Origin of the sequence: Bradyrhizobium sp. ERR14, assembly GCF_014198235.1 — a bacterium.
In the GTDB taxonomy this organism is placed as follows: domain Bacteria; phylum Pseudomonadota; class Alphaproteobacteria; order Rhizobiales; family Xanthobacteraceae; genus Bradyrhizobium.
The window spans coordinates 1-21,795 of record NZ_JACIHD010000014.1; the positions used below are offsets into that span (position 1 = coordinate 1).

Sequence of the window (21,795 nt, forward strand, 5' to 3'; positions counted from 1 at the left end):
ATCCGACCCCCTCCGTCTTCCGGGAGTCGTCTTCAGAATCCGTCTTGCCTTCCAATGCAATAGCTAGACAAAACCCATATGCGATTCCCCTGCCCACAAGGGGGGAGGGAACGGAGAGAGCGCTGCTATTGTCCGAGTTCGATCCGACGTCAGCCCACCCGCTTCAGATCCCCAGCAGCTTCCGCGCGTTCGCCTTCAGCACCTTCGGCCGGATCTCGTCGCGGATCTCGATCTTGGCGAAGTCCGACAGCCAGCGGTCCGGTGTGATCACCGGCCAGTCCGAGCCGAACAGCATCTTGTCCTGCAGGATCGAGTTGATGTAGCGGACCAGGATCGGCGGGAAGTATTTTGGCGACCAGCCCGAGAGGTCGATATAGACGTTCGGCTTGTGGGTCGCGACCGACAGCGCCTCTTCCTGCCAGGGGAAGGAGGGGTGGGCGAGGATGATCTTGAGGTCGGGGAAATCGGCCGCGACGTCGTCCATGTACATCGGGTTGGAATATTTCAGCCGCATGCCCATGCCGCCGGGCATGCCCGAGCCGACGCCGGTCTGGCCGGTGTGGAAGAGCGCGACCGCGCCGCCATTGTTGATCTCTTCATAGAGCGGATAGGCCATGCGGTCGTTGGCGTAGAAGCCCTGCATGGTCGGGTGGAATTTGAAGCCGCGCACCCCGTATTCCTCGATCAGCTTGCGCGCCTCGCGCGCGCCGAGCTTGCCCTTGTGCGGGTCGATCGAGACGAAGGGGATGAGGACGTCGAGATGGTCGGAGGCGGCCTCGATCATCTCGTAATTGTTGTAGCGGCGGAAGCCGGTCTCGCGCTCGGCATCGACCGGGAAGATCACCGCGGCGATGTTCTTGGAGCGGTAGTAGGCCGCGGTCTCCGGCACCGTCGGCGGATGCTTGTTCGGCGACTTGAAATACTCCGCCATCTGCGCCTGGAAATCGTCATAGCCGTCGTCGGGATGGCAGCCGCAGGGCTCCTCGGCGTGGGTGTGGATGTCGATGGCGACGACATCGTCGATATTGGGCAGCTTCAGCTTCGGCATGGGTTTCCTCCCGACGGGTTGCCGAATTGATTATATCATATAACGAATTTGGCAAGACGTCGTCGAAAGGTCTGATTCCCTTGCGATAAATCGGGCCGATCCGGCCGGTCCTACGGTGCATGGGGTTGTTTTCACGAATTTGCCGGTTCGGAACGGGGCAGTTAACATTGACATGACCTCCCGCCATGCCTTAAGAACCGCCCCGTCCCGGGCGGTCGTCCGCCGGCGGGAAAAATCTCATTTTGCCACATTCGCGCGTGCCGAAACGGTAGTGCCGAACACGGCCTTTCGAACGTTCAGGATTCCGCCATGAAGGTCCGTAACTCGCTGAAATCGCTGCGCGGTCGCCATCGCGCCAACCGCTTGGTCCGCCGCAAGGGCCGGGTCTATGTGATCAACAAGGTGCAGCGCCGCTTCAAGGCTCGTCAGGGCTGATATTGCCCTGCCGGACGCCCGCGCGCGCCCCGCAAGACCACGGTCTCACACGAGTTTGACGCCGCCTTTGCTTTGCAAGGGCGGCTTTGCGCGTTTAGACTTTGACCATGGCAGTGAGATTCCTCTTCGCGCGCACCCTGTGTCTGGCCCTTGTGCTGGGAACCTGCGGCCTTGCCCCGGCCCTGGCACAGCAGATTGAGCCGCCCGGCAAGCAGAAGAAGCTCCCCGAGGCGCCGGCCAAGCTGCCCAAGGTCGATCGCAACAAGAATCTCGAATTCCTGTTCGGCGCGCTGAAGGCGGCGCCCGACGAGGCCAGCGCCAAGCATGTCGAGGCGCGGATCTGGGCGATCTGGCTGCAGACCCCGAGCGACACCGCTGCGCTGTTGATGGCACGCGCCAAGACCGCGGTCGACGCCAAGAAGATCGAGGTCGCGATCAAGCTCTTGGATTCGGTCATCAAGCTCCGGCCCGACTACATCGAGGCCTGGAACCGGCGCGCCACACTCTATTACATGCAGAACGACTATGGCCGTTCGCTCGCGGACATCCAGCAGGTGCTGATCCGGGAGCCGCGCCATTTCGGCGCGCTCGCTGGCCTCGGCATGATCATGCAGGAGGTCGGCGACGAGAAGCGCGCGCTCGAGGCCTATCGCAAGGCGCTCGCCGTCAATCCGCATCTCGAAAAGATTCCCGACCAGGTCAAGGCGTTGACCGAGAAGGTCGAGGGACGGGATATCTAGCGCACGATCCGGACGCGGATAGTTTGATCATCTTCCGAGTGATGGCCGCCTGCGCCGATTAACCACGATCGGAAGCGCGGCATCGTGAGCACTATTGCCGGCGCCGCCGCAGGCCTACCTGCATGGCAGGAGCAAAAGCCATGAAGCGTTTGATCTTTGCGGGTAGCTTGCTGCTCGCGTCGGGGACGGTGAGCTTCGCCGACGGACTTTTCTGGGTGGTCGGCAACCGCGCCACCGGAAAATGCAACATCGTGACCAGCAACCCGGTCATCATCGGCGATATCTGGTTCGGCGACGGTCCCTACAAATCGAGGGCCGATGCCAAGCTTGCCCGTTCGACGATCCGTGCCTGTCCCGTGCCTACGCCGGACGAGGAAAAAGCCGAGGACGGCACGAACTAGCCTGCATCTAGTGCAGGGCGTTGCCGCCGCGCTCGACCAGGCCGCGATCGGCGGCTGCGGCGTAAGCCTTTGCAAGCTCCGATTCCAGGTGCTCGTTGATCAGCAGCAGCGCCCGCACGGCACCGCGCAGATCGCCGTTGCAGCTCGCCACGATCTCGTCGATCGCAGTGTCGTTCGATCTGAAGCTCATCGAAAATCCTCCGGTTCAAATCAGGACAAATCCTGCCGGTCTTTCCCGCATCCCCTGAGGTTGCCCCGGGGCCTGCGAGGAGGATCGGCGCCCACCCGCGCCTAGATGGCGGAACCGACCATGGCGATTATATGGAGGCCGCGATGACGGCCCCATGAAGCTGTTCCGAGGCTTGCGTGTCCTCCTGGAATATTGTTGATTCTATTGAGTTTTCACGTTCTTCAATTATGCACATATCCACAGCCCCGGCAGTTTCGGCGCAAGCGCGGAAGGCTGGCGGAGCGAAACTGCCGCCCATAACGCCCGTAACTGCCCTGTGCCCAGGATCACCCGGATTCTCTCCATGATCGTGATGTCAGTCGTGACGGCGCTGGTTCTGCTGGCGCTGGTCACGCAGGCTGGAATCGTCGCCGTGCAGCGCGCCTTTCCGCCGCAGGGCGGGATGGTCGAGGTCGATGGCGCGACGCTTCACGTCGTCGATATCGGTCCGCGCGATGCGGGCCTGCCGATCGTGATGCTGCACGGCGCCAGCTCCAATCTCGAAGCGATGCGGCGCCCGCTCGGGGACCTGCTCGCCAAAGATCATCGCGTCATCCTGGTCGACCGTCCCGGCCATGGCTGGAGCACACGCGCGCGGCGCGAGGATTCGACGCCGCAGGTCCAGGCGCGGATGATCGATGAGGCGCTTGGCAAGCTCGGCATCGATCGCGCGGTCTTCGTCGTGCATTCCTGGAGCGGCGCGCTCGGCGCGCGGATCGCGCTCGATCATCCCGGCCGCGTCGCCGGCCTGGTCATGCTCGCCCCCGTCACCCATCCCTGGCGCGGCGGTGTCGGCCGTTACAACGAGATCATCGCAACGCCGGTGATCGGTCCGCTGCTCGCCTACACGATCACCCTGCCGCTCGGCTACTTTCTGGCCGAGCCCGGCGCGCGTAACGTGTTCCTGCCGCAGATGATGCCGGATGGATTCGTGCAGGACTCCGCGACGCCGCTGCTGCTGCGCCCGCGCGAGTTCATCGCCAATGCCTATGATCTGGTGACGCTGAAGGAGGCGGTGACTGCGCAAGCCGCGCGCTATGGCGAGATATCTGCGCCGGTCACGATCATTGCCGGCGAGCCCGACAAGACGGTGAAGACCAACATCCACGCGCGCCCATTCGCGGCCATGGTGCCGCATGCGAAGCTGATCGTGCTGCCCGAGCTCGGCCACATGGTGCAGAACGCCGTGCCGGAGCTCGTGAAGACGGAAATCGAGACGATGATCGGTAGCATCGCCCCGGCACAGGCGGCGGCTGATTAAGCTTTTTCGCGCGAAGTGGCTGCACCCGTAGAGCTCTCGTAGGGTGGGCTAAGGCGCATTTGCGCCGTGCCCACGAGCTCTCTCGGTCGCGAAAGATACGTGGGCACGCTTCGCTTTGCCCACCCTACGGCACCGTGCCTGTGTCGCCCGCTGTCAATCCGCTTCGCTAAAAATATTCCACTTTACCGAAATTCGGTTTCGGCGTATGTGTTGCCCATCCCGGCTCACCCAAGAGGGGCGACGATGTGGTCGTCACGCATCGCGAGCCGGGCCTGCGGTGGACGCGGCAGCGTCGGCACGAGAGGCGCGGGCAGGGCGGGTAGTCCCTGTGAGCCCGAGGCTTCGTGCGGACGAGCGGCGCTGCCAGGCTTCGTCTCGTCTGTAAGTTTCCGGCTTTGTCGACAGGGCTCGGGAAAACTGCGGCGAAATGGCGGGCCGCGCGTACGGCAAAACCGTGTGGTCCTGGCCGTCGTTGCTACGGTCAAGTCCTTGCGAAGATGCGAGCGAGCCCAACCGGGCAGACTGCATCATCCAATTCGCGGGGCGAGGGAGGCCAGAAGGAATGGTCGGCTCCCGGGAGATCACGGCATAAGCCGTCCAACCATCGCGCAGGGAAGGCCGAGTGATCGGCACCACCTGTATGCTGCTGTGCGGTTCTTCTGCGTGTGCCTATTGCGCAGCAGACCGCGGGTGCCAGCCGGCACCCGGCCTTCCCTGCGCCCTCTTGGATTTAGAGGGTCGCGAGACCAAGCAAAGCTCGGGCGAAATGCGCCGCGAGGCCGCGATGCCGCGTCTGCAACTTGAGCTGCGTGCCACAATCTCAATCTCGTAGGGTGGGCAAAGCGCAGCGTGCCCAGGCCTTGTTGCTCATGGAGAGAGTCGTGGGCACGGCGCTATGCGCCTTTGCCCACCCTACGGCACTGCAGCTGGGATATGCATTGGAGCATCGCGATGCCGCCCCTGGCTCCGTCATTGCGAGGAGCGCTTGCGACGAAGCAATCCAGAGTCTTTCGGAGGAATGATTCTGGATTGCTTCCGCCTTCGCCAAGGCTTCGGCGGACAAGTCGCTGCGCTCGCAATGACGGCGCAAAAAAAACGCGCCAAACAAAAAGCCGCAGCTTCGGTTCTGACTCGGTCAGAACCGAAGCCGAAGCTGTCGACCGATCCGTGCTTACTGCTTGATCTTCCCGTCCTTGTCGAACTGCGAGACATAGGCCCAGAGATTGTTGATCTCGGTCTCGTTCTTGATGCCGGCGAACGCCATCTTGGTGCCGGGGATCTTGGCCTTGGGGTCCTTGATGTATTCCTTGAACACGGCCTCGTCCCAGGTGATGCCGGAATTCTTGTTCGCGTCCGAGTAGCTGTAGCCCTCAGCCGTGCCCGACTTGCGGCCGTTGAGACCGTTGAGCTCGGGGCCGACCTTGTTCTTGGCGCCTTCGCCGATCGCGTGGCAGGCCAGGCATTTGTTGAACGATGTCTTGCCGGCCGCGACATCCTGCGCCATCGCGGCGGGTGCGGTGGCAATGACGGTGAGGATCGTCAGCGCGCCGAAAGTCAGTTTTGTCATAAGTGTGCTCTTCGTCTCTTCCCGGGTCAGATGGAGGGTCGTGGTTTTGGCAGGTTCGATGCAAGTGGACAAGCCGCGAAACTTTGACAGGTTTCCTGATAGCAGACTTGCCCCAGAGAGAACTTGCGCTGCAACAAAGCAATGAGACCTTCGGAGGACCTACCCAAAGACGGCAAGACATGATTGATTTGCCGAAACAATTCCATCCGTCGGACGAAGGCTCCATAAAATGGCCATCATGATGCCCGCAAGCGACCAGGCCGTGCTCGCGCGGCGTGCCGAGATCGTTGCTGCATTGCGCGCGATCGTGCCCGGCGAAGGCGTGATCGATACGCCTGCGGAGATGCGGGCCTATGAATCCGACGGGCTGACGGCCTATCGGCAGCCGCCGATGGTCGTGGTGCTGCCCGATACGACCGAGCAGGTCTCCCTCATCCTGAAATATTGTGCAGGGCAAGGTATCAAGGTGGTGCCCCGCGGCTCCGGCACATCGCTCTCAGGCGGGGCGCTGCCGCTCGAAGACGGCGTGCTGCTGGGGCTCGGCAAGTTCAAGCGCATCCGCGAGATCGATTTCGACAATCGCGTCGTCGTCACCGAGCCCGGCGTCACCAACCTCGCCATCAGCCAGGCGGTCGCTCATGCCGGCTTCTATTACGCGCCCGACCCGTCCTCGCAGATCGCCTGCTCGATCGGCGGCAATGTCGCGGAGAATTCCGGCGGCGTGCACTGCCTCAAATACGGCATGACCACCAACAACGTGCTCGGTTGCGAGATCGTGCTGATGAGCGGCGAGATCCTGCGCATCGGCGGCAAGGGGTGCGAGAACCCGGGCTACGATTTGATGGGCGTCATCACCGGCTCGGAAGGGCTGCTCGGCGTCATCACCGAGATCACGGTGCGCATCCTGCAGAAGCCGGAGACGGCGCGTGCGTTGATGGTCGGCTTCGCCGAGGTCGAGGCCGCCGGCGAATGCGTGGCGCGGATCATCGGCGCCGGCATCATTCCTGGCGGCATGGAGATGATGGACAAGCCCGCGATCCACGCCGCCGAGGCCTTCGTCCATGCCGGCTATCCGCTCGATGTCGAAGCGCTGCTCATCATCGAACTCGACGGGCCCAAGATCGAGGTCGACGAGCTGATCACGCGCGTCGAGACCATCGCACGCGGCTGCGGCTCGGTAACGCTGCAGATCTCCAATTCGGAAGCCGAGCGCAATCTGTTCTGGGCCGGCCGCAAGGCTGCGTTCCCCGCCGTCGGCCGGATCTCGCCGGACTATCTCTGCATGGACGGCACCATTCCCCGCGGCGCGCTGCCGAAGGCGCTGGCGCGCATCCGCGAGCTCGGCGAAAAATACCAGCTCGGCTGCGCCAACGTGTTCCACGCCGGTGACGGCAATCTGCACCCGCTGATCCTGTACGATGCCAACAAGCCCGGCGAGATCGAGCGCGCCGAGGCCTTCGGCGCCGATATCCTGCGCGCCTGCGTCGAGTTCGGCGGCGTGCTCACCGGCGAGCACGGCGTCGGCATCGAGAAGCGCGACCTGATGCCCGACATGTTCAGCGAGATCGACCTCAACCAGCAGCAGCGGCTGAAATGCGCCTTCGATTCGCAAGGCCTGCTCAATCCCGGAAAAGTGTTTCCGACTCTGCACCGCTGCGCCGAGCTCGGCCGCATGCATGTGCATGCCGGCAAGCTGGCGTTTCCGGATCTCCCGCGGTTCTAGCGTCGGTCGCTGCGCCTTCGCTGCAACCGCCAAATTTGCTTTCCGTTCTAAACTTGGATACCGGCTCAGTCGTGGATACGCTTAAGGTCAGAGACGCCAAAGACGTCGAAGAGGTGGTGCGCGCGGCGATTGCCAATGAGCAGCCGCTCGAGATTATCGGTCACGGCTCCAAGCGCGGCATCGGTCATGCCATGGCGACCAATGCCGTGCTTGACCTCTCCGCGCTGAACGCCGTCACCTCCTACGAGCCGAACGAGCTGATCATCACGCTCCAGGCCGGCGCGCCGCTGGCCGATGTGCTGGCGCTGATCGATACCAAGAACCAGCAATTCGCGTTCGAGCCTGTCAACACCGCGCCGCTGCTCGGCACGCCCGCGCTCGGGACCATCGGCGGCATGATCGCGGCTGGGCTGGCCGGGCCGCGGCGGATCAGGGCGGGCGGGGCGCGCGACCATTTGCTCGGGGCGCACGCCGTCTCCGGCTTCGGCGACAGCTTCAAGACCGGCGGCAAGGTGGTGAAGAACGTCACCGGCTACGACCTCTGCAAGCTGCTCGCGGGGTCCTGGGGCACGCTGTCCGTCATGACCGAGGTCACGCTGAAGGTGATGCCCAAGCCCGAGGCCGAGCGGACGCTGCTGCTGCGCGGGTTAGATGATGCCGCCGCCAACAAGGCGATGACCGCGGCGCTCGGCTCGCCCTTCGACGTTTCCGGTGCCGCGCATCTGCCGAAATCGGCGTTCCGGGCCAAGACCGACGGGCTTGGTGATCTCGCAGGCCAGGACGAGTCGCTGACAGTGCTGCGGCTCGAGGGCATCACGGCCTCGGCCGCCCACCGCGCCAACTCGCTGCGGGAATTGCTGACGCCGTTCGGAACCGCGACGCTGATCGAGGACGCGGCGTCTGCCGCGCTGTGGGCCACGATCCGCGACGTGCTGCCGTTCGCGGCCAGCGGCGCGCTCGGCGCCTGGCCGGTCTGGCGGATCGTCTGCCCGCCGGCCTCAGGCGCTGCGCTCGGCTCGCAATTGGCGCGCGAGACCGGCGGCGACGTGATCTATGATTGGGGCGGCGGTCTGATCTGGGCGGCATTGCCGCCAAAGGGCGACGCGCATGCTCCGGCTGTTCGGATGCGTGCCAACGCCGTCGGCGGTCACGCCACGCTGATCCGGGCGGCCGAGGACGTCAGGCGCGAGGTCGACGTCTTTCATCCGCAGGCGCCGGGCATTGCCGCCCTGAGCGAGCGGGTGCGCGCCAGTTTCGATCCAAAGGCCGTTCTCAACCGGGGCCGCTTGAGCCGAGGCGCTGTGGCATGAAGACCGAATTCTCACTCGCCCAGCTTGCCGATCCCGACATCGCGGAAGCCGACAAGATCCTGCGCGCCTGCGTCCATTGCGGCTTCTGCACCGCAACCTGTCCGACCTATGTGCTGCTCGGCGACGAGCTCGATAGTCCGCGCGGCCGCATCTACCTGATCAAGGAGATGCTGGAGAAGGACCAGGCGCCGACGGCGGAGGTGGTCAAGCACGTCGACCGCTGCCTGTCGTGCCTGGCCTGCATGACGACCTGCCCCTCAGGGGTGAACTACATGCATCTCGTCGACCAGGCCCGGGTCAGGATCGAGCAGCGTTATGAGCGGCCCCTGGCTGAGCGGCTGCTGCGTCAGGTGCTGGCCTTCGTCCTGCCGGATCCGCAGCGTTTCCGCATCAGCATGGTGCTGGCGCGGCTGGCCCGTCCGCTTGCCGTGTTCCTGCCGACGCCGCGGCCTTCGGCGACGCCCGGCCTGATCCAGCGCATCAAGGCGATGCTGGCGCTGGCCCCGCACCGGCTGCCGCCGCCGGGCCCCGCCGCCGGCAGCGTGTTCGCGGCGCTCGGCAAGAAGCGCGGCCGGGTCGCGCTGCTCCAGGGTTGCGCCCAGCAGGTCCTGGCGCCGCGCATCAACCAGGCGGCCATCAGTCTTCTCACCCGCCACGGCGTTGAGGTTGTCCTGGTCCGGGACGAGCAGTGCTGCGGCGCGCTGACCCATCACCTCGGCAACGATCAGGATGCATTGGCGCGGGCGCGAGCCAACGTTGCGGCTTGGCGGAAGGAAGCGGCCGGCGAGGGGCTCGACGCCATCCTGGTGACGGCGTCCGGCTGCGGCACAGTGATCAAGGACTACGGCTATCTGCTGCGCGAGGATGCTGCGTTCGCCGCCGATGCGGCGAAGGTGTCCGCGCTCGCCAAGGACATCACCGAATACATCGCCGGCCTCGCACTCGAGCCGACTGCGCGACATGACAACATCGTCGTCGCCTATCACTCGGCGTGTTCGTTGCAACATGGGCAGAAAATCACGGGCCTTCCGAAAGAATTGCTTTCCAAGAATGGATTCGTGGTGAAAGATGTACCCGAGAGCCATTTGTGTTGCGGCTCGGCGGGGACCTACAACATTCTCCAGCCCGAGCTTGCGGGCCGGTTGCGCGATCGCAAGGTCGCCAACATCGCAAGCGTCAAGCCGGACATGATTGCCGCGGGCAATATCGGCTGCATGGTGCAGATTGCCAGTGGCACGTCAGTTCCGGTCGTACACACGATTGAGCTTCTCGATTGGGCTACGGGCGGGTCGCGGCCGGCATTGAACGCGCAAGTTTGAGCTTTCAGGCCTGAGCTTTCCTCCGGAGGCGACGGTAGAACGACGCCCGATCGACCATTGTTCGTCGGCAACAGGAGGACCACGATGGCGAAAGCGAAGAAGAAAAAAAGCAAGAAGGCCAAAAAGGCGAAGAAGGCTGTAGCGGCGAAGAAGTCCGCGAAGAAGTCTGCCAAGAAATCCACGAAGAAAGCTGCCAGGAAATCTGCCAAGAAAGCTGGCAAGAAAGCTTCGAAGAAGGCCGCCCCAAAGAAGGCCGCCAAGAAGGCTGTGAAGAAGGCAGCCAAGAAAGCAGCCAAGCCGGCTGCACCGAAGAAGGCCGCGAAGAAAGCGGCACCGAAGAAGGCGAAGGCAGCTCCCGCGCCGAAGCCGTCAGCGCCGGCGCCAGCTCCGGCTCCCGAGCCGGCCGCCGAGACGAGCTGGGCGATGCCTTCGTCTTCTGCGGAAGCGGCACCGGCCGAGGGGCAAAGCTAGCTCCCGTCCTGCGACCGCGATCGCCAACAGGGAAGGCCGCTGCGGTGACGCCGCGGCCTTTTTGCATCGCCGCAAGTACCTCCCGAAGCCGTCTCTTCCCCCCGCCAGCCTGATTCGTAGCCCGGTTGCCACGCTAGCTGCCTTCCCCGTACTTGCACGGTCCCTTCGTGCACTTTGCAATGCAAATAATGTGATCGAGAAGACACACAGGGCGATAACCTTTCGTGGAATCGTCAAAACGCCCAAAAAGTCGGCAGATGCCCGTGATTTTTGCTTCACGGTCCCCATCCCTCAATCCAGATTGTCGCAGTAACGCAATTTTGCAGACAAGTCGTTTGCCCCGGGGGGCTTCCGGGATCCGACTGGGTAAGAACTGACGATGGGGATCGAAATGAAAAAAGTGGCTTTGTTGGCAACGGCGCTGGCAATGGTGACGACGGGCTCGGCTTTCGCGGCAGACTTGCGCGTGAAGGCGTTGAAAGCCCCGCCGCCACCCGCCTTCGACCCCTGGGATATCGCCTTCGGCGGCGCGATCATGAGCAACTACGTCTTCCGCGGTATCACCCAGTCGAACAACAAGCCGTCGGTCGCGGCTTATTTCGAGCCGCGCTACAACGTCACCAAGGACCTCCAGCTCTATGTCGGCGTGGCCGGTGAGAGCATCTCCTTCCCGAACCGCGCCGCGGCCGAGATCGACATCTACGGCGGTATCCGCCCGACCTTCGGTGCCTTCGCCTTCGACATCGGCGTCTGGGGTTACCTGTATCCGGGTGGGACCTGCTATTACGGCGCCGGCTTCGACACCGCCGGCAATCCGCTCAGCGCAGAATGCGCCGCCAACGCGTTGGCGAACGGAAACGTCATGAAGAAGGACGTCAGCTTCTTCGAAGTCTACGGCAAGATGACCTACACGGTGAACGACAACTGGGCGTTCGGCATCAACGAGTTCTATTCGCCGAACTTCCTCAACACCGGCGCCTGGGGCAACTACACCTCGGTCACGGCCAAGTGGACGGCGCCGAGCACGACGTTCGGTTCGAGCGGCGTCGGCATGTATGTGTCGGGCGAATTCGGCCGTCAGTGGTTCGGCACCTCCGACTCGTTCTACGGCACCGGCATCGCCAGCCCGCTCGGCGGCGGCCCGTTCCCGAACGGCATCAAATACGCTGACTACAACACCTGGAACGTCGGCGTCGGCTTCACCTACAAGGTGATGACCCTGGATCTCCGTTACTCCGACACCGATCTCTCGAAGGCTAACTGCAACGCCTTCACCAGCGACAACACTGCCACCTTCAGCAGCAGCTACAGCAGCATCAATCCGTCGGGCGTCGGCTCCAAGTGGTGCGGCGCGACTGGCATCGCCAAGCTCTCGTTCGACCTGACGGCGATGACCAACCTGAAGTAAGTTTGTTCCCGAGACCATCTACGAGGGCGGCAGAGCAATCTGCCGCCCTTTTGCTTTGGGCCCGCGGGCCCGCCCTGGTAGTTCGAGATGCCGGCCGGCCCCTCAGCGCGCTGCGGTCGGCTCCGCCCGGGCCGGCTCGCCGGCTTTACCGAGGACGTGGATCTCGCCGTCCTCCACCAACGCCACCTTCCGGGTGTGGAAGGCGTCGAGCGTCGAGCGGTGACCGATCGAGACGATGGTGGCCTGCGGCAGCTTCTCCGTCAGCAGCCGATAGAGCCGGTCCTCGGACGGCTCGTCCAGCGAGGCGGTCGCCTCGTCGAGGAAGAGATAGTCCGGCATGTGCAGCAGCGCACGAGCAAGCCCAAGGCGTTGCTGTTCGCCGAGCGACAATGTCCGGTTCCAGTGGCCGTGCTCGTCGAGCCGGTCCGCCAGTCGCGGCAGGCCGACGGCAATCAAGGCGTCGCGGATCTTCTCGGGCTGGACCGAGCCGTGCTCGGTCGGGTAGATGACGGCGTCGCCAAGCGCGCCGATCGGGAAATACGGCCGCTGCGGCAGCATCATCAGCTTCGACGTCTCGGGAATGGCGATCGTGCCGGTGCCGAACGGCCAGACGCCGGCGATGGCCCGGAACAGTGTCGACTTGCCGGAGCCCGACGGGCCGGTCACCAGCACCCGCTCCGACGGCTGGATCGTGAAGGCATCGGCTGCGACCAGAGGCGCGCCGTTCGGCAGTTTGACGAGCAATTGCTCGAGCGCGATGGCCTTGCCGTTCGCTGGTGCGATGTCGATGGTCGGTTCGAGCGCTGCGCCGTAGGCGGCGGAGCTGACCGACATCTCGAAGCCATCGAGGCGGGCGATCACCGCGCGCCACTCTGCGAGCGAGCGATAGGCGGTGACGAAGAAGGACAGCGCATCCTGCACGCTGCCGAACGCCGAGCCGGTCTGCATCATGTCGCCGAGCTGGATGCGCTTGGCGAAGTAGGCAGGCGCCACCACCACATAGGGAAAGAGCGTCGCGGCCTGACCGTAGCTTGCCGTGAAGGCGGTCAGGCGCTTGGTCCGGCCCATGATCTCGTACCAGTTGCCGATGACGAAGCCGAAGCGTCGCAAGAGATGCCCTCGCTCCGCGTTCTCGCCTTTCAAAAGGGCGATCTGCTCGGAATTTTCGCGCACGCGGATCAGGTTGAAGCGGAAGTCGGCCTCAAAGCGCTGCTGCTCGAAATTGAGATTGATGAGCGGGGCGCCGATCCAGTGGGTCAGCGCGGTACCCAGAATAGCGTAGGCCAGGGCGCACCAGACCAGAAAACCGGGCACGAGGATATCGGTGCCGTAAATGTACAAGGGGGCCTTGTAGGACAGGCCCCAGAGGATGACCACGAACGAGGCCAGCGTCACGATCGACGACAACAGGCCGAGGCCGATGGTCAGCGTTTGCTCGACGAAATTCTTGACGTCCTCGGTGATGCGCTGGTCCGGATTGTCGGCGGCATCGCCCTTGAGCTGCATGCGGTAATGCGTGGCGCCCTCGAGCCATTCGCCGAGATAGTGCTGAGTCAGCCATTGCCGCCAGCGGATCTGGAGCCACTGGTTCAGGTAGAGTTTGTAGACGGCCAGCGCGACGAAGGTGAAGGCAAGCCCAAGGAAGATCCAGACCTCCTTGACGAATTCGGGCAGATCGTAGGCCTGCAAAGCGCTGTAGAACCGGTTCTGCCATTGATTGAGCAGCACATTGATCGCGACCAGCACCAGCTCCATCGCTACGACGACGGCGAGCAGGCCGCGGCCGGCCCATTTGTCTTCCGACCGGAAATAGGGGACGGCGATTCGCCAGACGATCGCGAGCGTGGCGCTGATGTTCTTCACAGAGCGGGGTCTCCTGGGGGGATGTGCACAAATGCCCTGAGCCAACCACTTGAGGCAATGGCGAAAAGCGGCGCGCTTAGACTAAAGTCGCAAGGTCTGCAATTTGCGTTGTCTTGTCGCACCCCGCAACCCTAGCATGGGGTTCGACGGCGCGGGGTAGGGGTGCTCGGGGATTTCGCGAGCTTGTGAGCGGGACGGGAACCGCCGCATTCGCGAGGAATTCGCGTCCAGCTCGGGGGTTATCGCTTCCAGCGTCAAGCAGGACCGGCTCTCCACGCGGGCCGTCTGCCGCAAACATGCGTGGGGAGGAAGACCATGTGGAATCAAGTCTATGATCCGCTGAACAGCCCGGTGCTGTCGACGATTGCGGCGGCGGTGCCCGTCGTCACGCTGCTGGTTCTGATCGCGAGCGGCCGCGTCCAGGCGCATATCGCGGCGGTCATCGCCGTGATCGTGGCCAATCTGATCACGATCTTCGTCTTCACCATGCCGGCGAACATGTCGATCCGCGCCTCGGTGCTGGGCATCGTCACCGGCTTTTTCCCGATCGGCTGGATCGTGCTCAACGTCATCTTCCTCTACCAGGTGACGGTGAGCACGGGACGCTTCGAATTGCTCAAGCGCGCCATCGGCGGCGTCACCGAGGACCGGCGGCTGCAATTGCTGCTGATCGCGTTCTCCTTCGGCGCGTTCTTCGAGGGCGCCTCGGGCTTCGGCACGCCGGTCGCCATCACCGGTGCCGTGCTGATCGGCCTCGGCTTCTCGCCGCTCGCGGCGTCCGGCCTGTCGCTGATCGCCAACACCGCGCCGGTCGCCTATGGCGCGCTGGGCACGCCGATCCAGGGCCTTGCCTCGGTCACCGGGCTCGATCCCTACATCCTCGGCGCGATGGTCGGCCGGCAATTGCCGGTCTTCTCGCTGATCGTGCCGTTCTGGGTGGTGTGGGCGTTCGCGGGCTGGAGGGGCATGAAGGATGTCTGGCCGGCGATCCTGGTCACCGGCGTGTCGTTCGCGATTCCGCAATTCGTGATCTCGAACTTCATCAACCCCTGGATCGTCGACATCGGTGCGTCGCTGATCTCGATGGGCGCGCTGATTCTGTTCCTCAAGGTCTGGCAGCCCAGGCAGCTCTGGCTGTCGCCGGCGCTGCGCGGCCGCGATGAATCGGCAGCCACCATGGCGGCGGCCAAACCGCTCGACAAGACGCCGCTGACGCAGAGCGAACTGTTCGGCGCGCTGCTGCCGTGGATCATCGTCTGCATCGTGATGCTGATCTGGGGCAACGGGGCGTTCAAGGCCTGGGCGAATTCGATCTTCGTCTGGAACTATCCCGTGCCCGAGCTGCACCAGATGATCAACAAGATGCCGCCTGTCGCGCCAGCGCCGACGAAAGAGAGCGCGGTGTTCGGCTTCACCTACCTGTCCTTCACCGGCACCGGCATGCTGATCGCGGCGATCATCTCCGGTGTCCTGATGGGCGTCGGTCCCGGCAAGCTCGTAACCGAGTACGGCCGCACCATCCGGCTCTGCGCGATCTCGCTGATCACGATCTCGGCGATGCTGGCGATCGGCACCTTGACGCGGCTCTCCGGCGTCGACGCGACGCTCGGCCTCGCCTTCGCCGCAACCGGCGTGCTCTATCCCTTCTTCGGCACGCTGCTCGGCTGGCTGGGCGTGGCGCTGACGGGATCGGACACCGCCTCCAACGTGCTGTTCGGCAACCTGCAGAAGATCACCTCCGAGCAGCTCGGCCTGTCGCCGGTCCTGATGGCCGCGGCGAACTCATCCGGCGGCGTGATGGGCAAGATGATCGACGCGCAGTCGATCGTGGTCGCCTCCACTGCCACCAACTGGTACGGCCACGAGGGCACGATCCTGCGCTTCGTGTTCTGGCACTCGATCGTGCTGGCCTGTCTCGTCGGCGTGCTCGTGACGTTGCAGGCCTATGTCTGGCCGTTCACGGCAATGGTCCTGAAGTAGCAGGCCAACTCCGGCTCGAACGCAAATCCCCGCGAGGTTCCGCCCCGCGGGGATTTTTGCGTCCAATCAAATCTCATCGCGCTCCAGGTGGCGCGAATCTTCTCAATGGCGCCGCCGTCTTATAGAAGGTGCGGCAACTCAGGTCGGACGAGAGGTCTCATGGTTTCGCTCAAGCGATTGGTGTGTGCTGCGGTTGCAATGCTCGCGATGTCCATTGTCGCGCGTGCCGAGGACGGTTTCCCGTTCGGCACCGAGATGACGCTGGAAGCGCTGCCGCAAGCAGGCTCGAAGCGAATTCCGAACATCGAGATCGGCGACCATGGCGAGGTCGTGCTCGAGCTCTGGTGCAAGGGCGGCAAGGGCCAGTTCTCGGTCGCCGGCAACACCGTGATCTTCGTCCCCGGCCAGATCCAGGATCGCTCCTGCCCGGCGGCAAGGGCGCAGGCCGACGACGATCTGGTCGCGGCACTGAGCAGTGTCGAGACCTGGAAGCGTCAGGGCGACGTGCTGACGCTGATCGGCCCCAAGCCGCTGCGGTTCAGAACGACCGGGAATTAGGTCTTGCTCGGTGTCATTCCCCGCGAAGGCGGGGAATCCAGTACTCTGCGGCTTTTCGATTCAACTAAAGTCGTCTCGGAGTACTGGATCGCCCGCCTTCGCGGGCGATGACACCGAGTTGGTGGCGACGTCATTTCCACACCGACTTGTCGGCGTCCCAGCGCTGCCCCCTCAACTCCTTCGCGAGCGCCTCGATCGAGCCGTTGTCGTCGGGCTGCTCGCCTTCCTCGTCGACCGAGGTGTCGTCGGAGAGATTGAGCTTGGCGCCGCTGCTCTCGTCGGCGGTCGTCGTCGCGGGACTGCCGATCCAGAGCATGAGCTTGTCGGTCGTGCCCGGCTTGTCGGGCGAGACGAGTCCTGCGACCTCGATCGTGTCGGTGAGATCGAGCGCGGGGAAGTCCGGGTTCGGCCGCTTGAAGACCAGCTTGAGCTTGCCCGTGGCGGGGTTGAAGCTCTGCGAGACCGGCTTTGCCGCGAGCGTCCGGCTCAAAACGTTCGAAACGGCCGCCGCGAGCTTGTCCTTGCTGATCTTGTCGCCGTCGCGCCAGTCGGCCGCGGCGAAGCGAATGGTGCGGTCCATCTCGGTCATGCCCGCAGTCCACCCCGCGGCGGTGACGCCCGGCGTCGCCTTGAATTTCGCCAGCAGCGCGCCGGCGCGCTCGGGATCGACCGACATGTTGATGGTCTGCTCGCCTGCGCGCAGGGCATCGCAGCCAACCGTGAGGCTCGCCAGCGTCACCTCGACCGCCTGGCCCTTCAGGCTCCTCAGGAAGTCGGTTGCAGCGTCGAGCTTGACCTTGACCGCGATCGCCTCCGGCGAGACGTCGGTGAAATCCTTCGGCTGCGGCGTGATGCCGTCGTCGGAGGTCTGGTTGTCCTGAAATTCCTTCTCGCTGAGATCGGAATTGTCGGGCGAGGTCACCTCGGTCACCACCTGGCCAATGCTGATCTGGCCGCGGAATTCGAAGGTGTCCCCGGCTTGCTTGCGCAGCAGCTTGACGCTGACGGGCGACTTCTCGCTGATGCTCTGCGTGGTGCCGGTCAGGGTCTGGCCCGCGACCTGGAGATTGACGACGAAGCGGTCCTTGCGGTCGGAATTCTTTGCGACGGGATAGCAGACGTCGAGCACGGCCGCCGTCACCGTCTTGCCCTGGCGCGTCTCCTTCAGGATCACGTCGGCATTGCCGTCCATCAGCCCGTCGATCGAGGTGAAATAGCGCGTCTCCGGACCGCCGGGCATCGTGGCCTTCGGCGACAGCTTCATCTGGGCGGAGGCGGGATGCGGAGAAGCTGCAAGCAGAGCCGCCAAAACGGCTGTCGAACAAACCAGAAGCGCACGCATCGATGAAATCCTCGCGCAACGGGCATGATCCGGAAAGGTGTGAAGCGGTTTTCCGAGAGGATCATGCCCAAACAATTCGAATCGGCGCGTCACCGTAGTGGGTTTTGGCCGACGGTTGAATCGGAAAGCGGAGGGGCAGGGTCGGCAAAAAAGAAGGCCGCCCGGAGGCGGCCTTCGCAACACTGTAACGGAACGGAGGCTTAGAAGCCGCCCATGCCGCCGCCGGCGGGCATCGCGGGCGGGGCTTCCTTCTTCGGCGTTTCGGCGACCATGGCCTCGGTGGTGACCAGCAGGCCGGCCACGGAGGAGGCGTCCTGGAGCGCGGTGCGCACCACCTTGGCGGGATCGATGATGCCCTTCTCGACCATGTCGACATAGTCCTCGTTCTGGGCGTCGAAGCCGAAGGTCTCGGACTTGTTCTCCAGGATCTTGCCGACGACGATCGAGCCTTCCACGCCCGCGTTCTCGGAGATCTGGCGGATCGGAGCCTCCAGCGCCTTCAGCACGATGTTGATGCCGGCCTGGACGTCGGCATTGGCGTTGGTGAGACGGCCCACCGCCTTCTTGGCGCGGAGCAGCGCGACGCCGCCGCCGGGAACGATGCCTTCCTGCACCGCGGCGCGGGTGGCGTTGAGGGCGTCCTCGACGCGGTCCTTCTTCTCCTTGACCTCGATCTCGGTGGCGCCGCCGACGCGGATCACCGCGACGCCGCCGGCCAGCTTGGCGAGGCGCTCCTGGAGCTTCTCACGGTCGTAGTCCGAGGTGGTCTCCTCGATCTGCGCCTTGATCTGGCCGACACGGGCCTCGATGTCCGGCTTCTTGCCGGCGCCCTTGACGATCGTGGTGTTCTCCTTGTCGATCACGACCTTGCCGGCGCGGCCCAGCATCTTCACCGTGACGTTCTCGAGCTTCATGCCGAGGTCCTCGGAAATGAGCTGGCCGCCGGTGAGGATGGCGAGGTCCTCGAGCATGGCCTTGCGGCGATCGCCGAAGCCCGGCGCCTTGACGGCGGCGACCTTGAGGCCGCCGCGGAGGCGGTTGACGACCAGGGTGGCCAGCGCCTCGCCCTCGACGTCCTCGGCGATGATGACGAGCGGCTTGCCCGACTGCACCACGGCTTCCAGCACCGGAAGCATGGCCTGCAGGCCCGAGAGCTTCTTCTCGTGCAGGAGGATGTAGGCATCCTCGAGTTCGGCGGTCATCTTCTCGGGGTTGGTGACGAAGTAGGGGCTGAGATAGCCGCGGTCGAACTTCATGCCCTCGACGATGTCGACTTCGGTGTCGAGCGACTTGTTCTCTTCGACGGTGATGACGCCTTCGTTGCCGACCTTCTGCATCGCCTGGGCGATCATCTTGCCGATGGCGGCATCGCCGTTGGCGGAGATGGTGCCGACCTGCGCGACCTCGGAGGAGGCGGCGACCGGCTTGGCGCGCTTCTCGATGTCCTTGATGACCGCAGCAACCGCGCTGTCGATGCCGCGCTTGAGGTCCATCGGGTTCATACCGGCGGCAACGGCCTTGGCGCCTTCGCGCACGATGGCCTGGGCCAGCACGGTGGCGGTGGTGGTGCCGTCGCCGGCGAGGTCGTTGGTCTTGGAGGCGACCTCACGCACCATCTGGGCGCCCATGTTCTCGAACTTGTCCTCGAGCTCGATCTCCTTGGCGACGGTGACGCCGTCCTTGGTGATGCGGGGTGCGCCGAAGCTCTTCTCGATGACGACGTTGCGGCCCTTCGGGCCGAGCGTCACCTTGACGGCGTTGGCAAGAACGTCGACGCCGCGCAGCATGCGATCGCGCGCGTCTCCGGAAAACTTGACGTCTTTGGCAGCCATTTTAGCAATCCCTCGTGTGTGGTGATGTGTCTGCCGCTCGCCCGTCGCATCAATTCCGGGATTCGGGGACCGAACCCGGCGGAATGATGGATGCCCGGATCGCCTGGATCCGGGCATGACATTCAGCGGCTGTTCAGGCGGATGGCCTTAGGCCAGTACGCCCATGATGTCCGACTCCTTCATGATCAGGAGCTCTTCGTTGTCGATCTTGACCTCGGTGCCCGACCATTTGCCGAACAGCACGCGGTCGCCGACCTTGAGGTCGATCGGGGTCAGCTTGCCGGTCTCGTCACGGCCGCCGGGGCCGACGGCGACGACCTCGCCCTGGGACGGCTTTTCCTTGGCGCTGTCCGGAATGATGATGCCGCCCTTGGTCTTTTCCTCGGCGTCGATACGTTTGACCACGACACGGTCATGCAGCGGACGAAATTTGGATTTAGCCATGACGTTTCCCTTTGGAGGCTCGCTTCGGAAGTAGTGAAGTGGGTGGGGCGGCGCTTCCGTCCGCCCCCTATCCCGAGGATCGAACGGCGTGCTTAGCAATCGGGCTTTCCGAGTGCTAATAGTGGGCTCGGAAATATGGCTTGGCCGCGATCCTGTCAAGCAAAGGTGGTTAAGCGATTGGTGAGGCGGATATAGGATGGTGGCACTGGAAACTTGTTCGGGGCGCCGACGTATTAAAGGACGTCATTGCTCCGGCAGCGGTTTTGCGCTTGGCTGCAGGAGGGGTGCGGCCATGGTCTTGTTCGGGGGAATGCCATGATCAGTTCAGCTCACGCGCGCACGGTTGCCAATCTGGCCGCCGCCTCTTGTCTGGCGCTGCTGCTGGGCGCCTGCGGCGGCGGCATGAGCCTGCCGTCCTTCTCGTCGTCCTCGCCGCCGCCCGAAGCCGAGCCGGGCGTCGCGCCCGAAATGCCTGCGACCATTCGCGCCGACGAGATCGTCGGCCGCTGGGGCCTCGCCTCGTTCCAGAACCCGGCCGACCGCGCCCGCACCGAGGCTGCCGCCCGGGCCCAGTGCAAAAATCCCTACGTGATCACCGCCGGCTCCTCCGGCGGCGTGATCATGCATCTGGCCGACCAGGCGACGCCGCAGGAGCTGCGGCTGAAGGGCTCGCCGAGCGGCAAGAACTACATCGGACCGGCCGGTCCGACCCCCGGCGAGCAGGACCGCGAAATCATCTCCTTCGACGGCCGCGTCCTGATCACCCGCTTCATCGACAAGGACGCCGCCACCCGCTACGGCAACATGGTCTACGTCCGCTGCGCGCCGCGGGCGTAGCTTCTCGCCTACGTCATGCTCCGCGACAGCGGGGCATCCAGTACGCCGCGGCTTCTCGGTTCAATCACTGCTGCCTCTGGAATACTGGATCGTCCGGTCAAGCCGGACGATGACAGCGGAGAGGATGGTCCCAAAAAGCAAAAACGCCGGCCAAAGGCCGGCGTTTTGTTTTTCTCTATCTGGCGTCCGCTCAGTCGAACAGCGCGTCGATGTCGTCCTGCGAGGCGTGGCCGACGTCGCCGGCGAGCTTGGGGCCGTTGAGAAGCTTGTCGTCCTCGCTGCGATTGTCGACCGGCGGCACGACGTGGGACTTGATGGCGTCGACGCCGCCCCAGATCTCCATCATCGCATTGATGTGCTGCTCGATGAACTTCATCGTGGTCATGACCTTGCTGATGCGCTGGCCGGTCAGGTCCTGGAAGTTGCAGGCCTCGAAGATCGAGATGACGCGTTCCTGGATGTCGTCGGCGAGCCGCTTCTGCTGGTCGATCGAGTCCACCTTGGACATTGCGCTGGCGGCCTGGTCGATCGATTCCGCGGCTTCGAGGATCTGCTGGGTCGCCTGCTCGGTGCCGCCGACCACCGCGCCGAGCTCGCCATTGACCTTGGCCATTTCGCCGCCGTCAAAGCTCTTGCCGTGCAGCGTCGCGATTTCGCGCTTGGTGCGGTCGATGGCGTCATGGATGAGGTCGAGCTCGACCTTCAGCTTTTCGCACTGCTCGATCTGGGCCCGATAGGTTTCGAGCATGGTACGAGCCTCGGAGAGCTCGTGGGCGGTGGAGGCGTCGATCGCCGCCATGGCTGCGCTGCCGGACAAGGGCAAGGGCGCAGCGCCTTTCGCCATCTGTGCACGGATCGCACGTAGCTCGGCCATGATCTCGCTATGCATCGGGATTGCCTCTTCGGTTACGTCCAAAATCGGCATCTCGCCACCAGCGATATCCTCGACGCGAAAACGTTTGCGGTGAACAGCCATCAGGATACTCCCCCCACCTCACTCACGCGTCTTTGTAGGCAGAAGCGATTT

Annotated in this window: 20 protein-coding genes; 12 read left to right on the plus strand and 8 right to left on the minus strand. The window is 64.1% G+C overall.

All coding sequences use genetic code 11. The features are described 5' to 3' along the window. Positions 1–163: 163 nt before the first annotated feature. Entirely contained in the window at positions 164–1,048 is an 885-nt protein-coding gene (locus GGD62_RS28950) for a 4-hydroxyphenyl-beta-ketoacyl-CoA hydrolase (RefSeq protein WP_018321552.1), read from the minus strand. 309 nt (positions 1,049–1,357) lie between these two features. Between GGD62_RS28950 and ykgO the strand changes: the two genes are divergently transcribed. The 3 genes from ykgO to GGD62_RS28965 all read left to right on the plus strand — a co-directional run bounded on the left by ykgO (position 1,358) and on the right by GGD62_RS28965 (position 2,624). Further along, entirely contained in the window at positions 1,358–1,483 is a 126-nt protein-coding gene (gene ykgO / locus GGD62_RS28955) for a type B 50S ribosomal protein L36 (protein ID WP_006611362.1), read from the plus strand. A 107-nt stretch (positions 1,484–1,590) separates the two neighbouring features. Further along, complete coding sequence (locus GGD62_RS28960) at positions 1,591–2,223, plus strand: tetratricopeptide repeat protein (RefSeq protein WP_183711578.1); 633 nt, start codon at positions 1,591–1,593, stop codon at positions 2,221–2,223. Between the two features lie 140 nt (positions 2,224–2,363). After that, positions 2,364–2,624, plus strand: coding sequence for a hypothetical protein (locus GGD62_RS28965; RefSeq protein ID WP_026202573.1), 261 nt, complete (start codon positions 2,364–2,366; stop codon positions 2,622–2,624). Between the two features lie 7 nt (positions 2,625–2,631). Here the strand turns inward: GGD62_RS28965 and GGD62_RS28970 are convergent, their stop codons facing one another. Continuing rightward, positions 2,632–2,814: a hypothetical protein gene (locus GGD62_RS28970; protein ID WP_038972834.1), complete on the minus strand. Its 183-nt coding sequence runs from the start codon at positions 2,812–2,814 to the stop codon at positions 2,632–2,634. Positions 2,815–3,157: 343 nt separating this feature from the next. Between GGD62_RS28970 and GGD62_RS28975 the strand changes: the two genes are divergently transcribed. Beyond that, the gene (locus tag GGD62_RS28975) at positions 3,158–4,114 is read left to right on the plus strand and encodes an alpha/beta fold hydrolase (protein ID WP_183711580.1); all 957 of its coding nucleotides are present in this window, start codon (positions 3,158–3,160) and stop codon (positions 4,112–4,114) included. 1,171 nt (positions 4,115–5,285) lie between these two features. Here the strand turns inward: GGD62_RS28975 and cycA are convergent. Beyond that, positions 5,286–5,681: a cytochrome c-550 CycA gene (gene cycA / locus GGD62_RS28980; RefSeq protein ID WP_018321894.1), complete on the minus strand. Its 396-nt coding sequence runs from the start codon at positions 5,679–5,681 to the stop codon at positions 5,286–5,288. Between the two features lie 229 nt (positions 5,682–5,910). On the opposite strand from cycA, the gene GGD62_RS28985 reads away from it, so the two are divergent. From GGD62_RS28985 to GGD62_RS29005, 5 genes are all read left to right on the plus strand, one after another. Then, the gene (locus GGD62_RS28985) at positions 5,911–7,404 is read left to right on the plus strand and encodes an FAD-linked oxidase C-terminal domain-containing protein (RefSeq protein WP_018321895.1); all 1,494 of its coding nucleotides are present in this window, start codon (positions 5,911–5,913) and stop codon (positions 7,402–7,404) included. Between the two features lie 71 nt (positions 7,405–7,475). Continuing rightward, positions 7,476–8,714 (plus strand): FAD-binding protein, encoded by a 1,239-nt coding sequence (locus GGD62_RS28990; RefSeq protein WP_183711582.1) that lies wholly within the window; start codon positions 7,476–7,478, stop codon positions 8,712–8,714. Further along, on the plus strand, positions 8,711–10,033 hold the full coding sequence (gene glcF / locus GGD62_RS28995; protein WP_183711584.1) for a glycolate oxidase subunit GlcF: 1,323 nt from the start codon (positions 8,711–8,713) through the stop codon (positions 10,031–10,033). The genes GGD62_RS28990 and glcF overlap by 4 nt, the downstream gene beginning before the upstream one ends. 84 nt (positions 10,034–10,117) lie before the next feature. Next, on the plus strand, positions 10,118–10,504 hold the full coding sequence (locus GGD62_RS29000; protein WP_183711586.1) for a hypothetical protein: 387 nt from the start codon (positions 10,118–10,120) through the stop codon (positions 10,502–10,504). A 391-nt stretch (positions 10,505–10,895) separates the two neighbouring features. Continuing rightward, positions 10,896–11,912: a TorF family putative porin gene (locus GGD62_RS29005; protein WP_026202635.1), complete on the plus strand. Its 1,017-nt coding sequence runs from the start codon at positions 10,896–10,898 to the stop codon at positions 11,910–11,912. A gap of 102 nt (positions 11,913–12,014) precedes the next feature. On the opposite strand, the gene GGD62_RS29010 is transcribed toward GGD62_RS29005, so the two are convergent. Then, positions 12,015–13,775 carry an ABC transporter ATP-binding protein/permease gene (locus GGD62_RS29010; protein ID WP_183711587.1) on the minus strand — a complete coding sequence of 587 codons (1,761 nt, stop codon included), beginning with the start codon at positions 13,773–13,775 and terminating at the stop codon, positions 12,015–12,017. A gap of 315 nt (positions 13,776–14,090) precedes the next feature. On the opposite strand from GGD62_RS29010, the gene GGD62_RS29015 reads away from it, so the two are divergent. Beyond that, a complete protein-coding gene (locus GGD62_RS29015; RefSeq protein WP_018321901.1) occupies positions 14,091–15,755 on the plus strand; it encodes an L-lactate permease in 1,665 nt (554 codons plus the stop codon). A gap of 159 nt (positions 15,756–15,914) precedes the next feature. Continuing rightward, entirely contained in the window at positions 15,915–16,313 is a 399-nt protein-coding gene (locus GGD62_RS29020; protein WP_183711588.1) for an META domain-containing protein, read from the plus strand. Between the two features lie 130 nt (positions 16,314–16,443). Here the strand turns inward: GGD62_RS29020 and GGD62_RS29025 are convergent, their stop codons facing one another. The 3 genes from GGD62_RS29025 to groES all read right to left on the minus strand — a co-directional run bounded on the left by GGD62_RS29025 (position 16,444) and on the right by groES (position 19,931). Beyond that, a complete protein-coding gene (locus GGD62_RS29025; protein WP_183711589.1) occupies positions 16,444–17,655 on the minus strand; it encodes a hypothetical protein in 1,212 nt (403 codons plus the stop codon). Between the two features lie 200 nt (positions 17,656–17,855). Beyond that, positions 17,856–19,487, minus strand: coding sequence for a chaperonin GroEL (gene groL, locus GGD62_RS29030; protein WP_018321904.1), 1,632 nt, complete (start codon positions 19,485–19,487; stop codon positions 17,856–17,858). Between the two features lie 147 nt (positions 19,488–19,634). Continuing rightward, the gene (gene groES / locus GGD62_RS29035; RefSeq protein WP_018321905.1) at positions 19,635–19,931 is read right to left on the minus strand and encodes a co-chaperone GroES; all 297 of its coding nucleotides are present in this window, start codon (positions 19,929–19,931) and stop codon (positions 19,635–19,637) included. Positions 19,932–20,246: 315 nt separating this feature from the next. Here groES and GGD62_RS29040 point away from each other — a divergent pair, with 315 nt between their 5' ends. Next, positions 20,247–20,768, plus strand: a complete 522-nt coding sequence (locus tag GGD62_RS29040; RefSeq protein ID WP_026202636.1) for a hypothetical protein — start codon at positions 20,247–20,249, stop codon at positions 20,766–20,768. A 190-nt stretch (positions 20,769–20,958) separates the two neighbouring features. Here GGD62_RS29040 and GGD62_RS29045 read toward each other — a convergent pair whose 3' ends face one another. After that, complete coding sequence (locus GGD62_RS29045) at positions 20,959–21,744, minus strand: protein phosphatase CheZ (RefSeq protein WP_026202637.1); 786 nt, start codon at positions 21,742–21,744, stop codon at positions 20,959–20,961. Positions 21,745–21,795: the final 51 nt, after the last annotated feature.

Excerpts from the sequence above, each read along its gene's own strand:
- GGD62_RS28950 (WP_018321552.1), bottom strand. The coding sequence starts at position 1,048 with ATGCCGAAGCTGAAGCTGCCCAATATCGACGATGTCGTCGCCATCGAC.
- ykgO (WP_006611362.1), top strand. The coding sequence starts at position 1,358 with ATGAAGGTCCGTAACTCGCTGAAATCGCTGCGCGGTCGCCATCGCGCC.
- GGD62_RS28960 (WP_183711578.1), top strand. The coding sequence starts at position 1,591 with ATGGCAGTGAGATTCCTCTTCGCGCGCACCCTGTGTCTGGCCCTTGTG.
- GGD62_RS28965 (WP_026202573.1), top strand. The coding sequence starts at position 2,364 with ATGAAGCGTTTGATCTTTGCGGGTAGCTTGCTGCTCGCGTCGGGGACG.
- GGD62_RS28970 (WP_038972834.1), bottom strand. The coding sequence starts at position 2,814 with ATGAGCTTCAGATCGAACGACACTGCGATCGACGAGATCGTGGCGAGC.
- GGD62_RS28975 (WP_183711580.1), top strand. The coding sequence starts at position 3,158 with ATGATCGTGATGTCAGTCGTGACGGCGCTGGTTCTGCTGGCGCTGGTC.
- cycA (WP_018321894.1), bottom strand. The coding sequence starts at position 5,681 with ATGACAAAACTGACTTTCGGCGCGCTGACGATCCTCACCGTCATTGCC.
- GGD62_RS28985 (WP_018321895.1), top strand. The coding sequence starts at position 5,911 with ATGGCCATCATGATGCCCGCAAGCGACCAGGCCGTGCTCGCGCGGCGT.
- glcF (WP_183711584.1), top strand. The coding sequence starts at position 8,711 with ATGAAGACCGAATTCTCACTCGCCCAGCTTGCCGATCCCGACATCGCG.
- GGD62_RS29000 (WP_183711586.1), top strand. The coding sequence starts at position 10,118 with ATGGCGAAAGCGAAGAAGAAAAAAAGCAAGAAGGCCAAAAAGGCGAAG.
- GGD62_RS29005 (WP_026202635.1), top strand. The coding sequence starts at position 10,896 with ATGAAAAAAGTGGCTTTGTTGGCAACGGCGCTGGCAATGGTGACGACG.
- GGD62_RS29015 (WP_018321901.1), top strand. The coding sequence starts at position 14,091 with ATGTGGAATCAAGTCTATGATCCGCTGAACAGCCCGGTGCTGTCGACG.
- GGD62_RS29020 (WP_183711588.1), top strand. The coding sequence starts at position 15,915 with ATGGTTTCGCTCAAGCGATTGGTGTGTGCTGCGGTTGCAATGCTCGCG.
- GGD62_RS29025 (WP_183711589.1), bottom strand. The coding sequence starts at position 17,655 with ATGCGTGCGCTTCTGGTTTGTTCGACAGCCGTTTTGGCGGCTCTGCTT.
- groL (WP_018321904.1), bottom strand. The coding sequence starts at position 19,487 with ATGGCTGCCAAAGACGTCAAGTTTTCCGGAGACGCGCGCGATCGCATG.
- groES (WP_018321905.1), bottom strand. The coding sequence starts at position 19,931 with ATGGCTAAATCCAAATTTCGTCCGCTGCATGACCGTGTCGTGGTCAAA.
- GGD62_RS29040 (WP_026202636.1), top strand. The coding sequence starts at position 20,247 with ATGATCAGTTCAGCTCACGCGCGCACGGTTGCCAATCTGGCCGCCGCC.
- GGD62_RS29045 (WP_026202637.1), bottom strand. The coding sequence starts at position 21,744 with ATGGCTGTTCACCGCAAACGTTTTCGCGTCGAGGATATCGCTGGTGGC.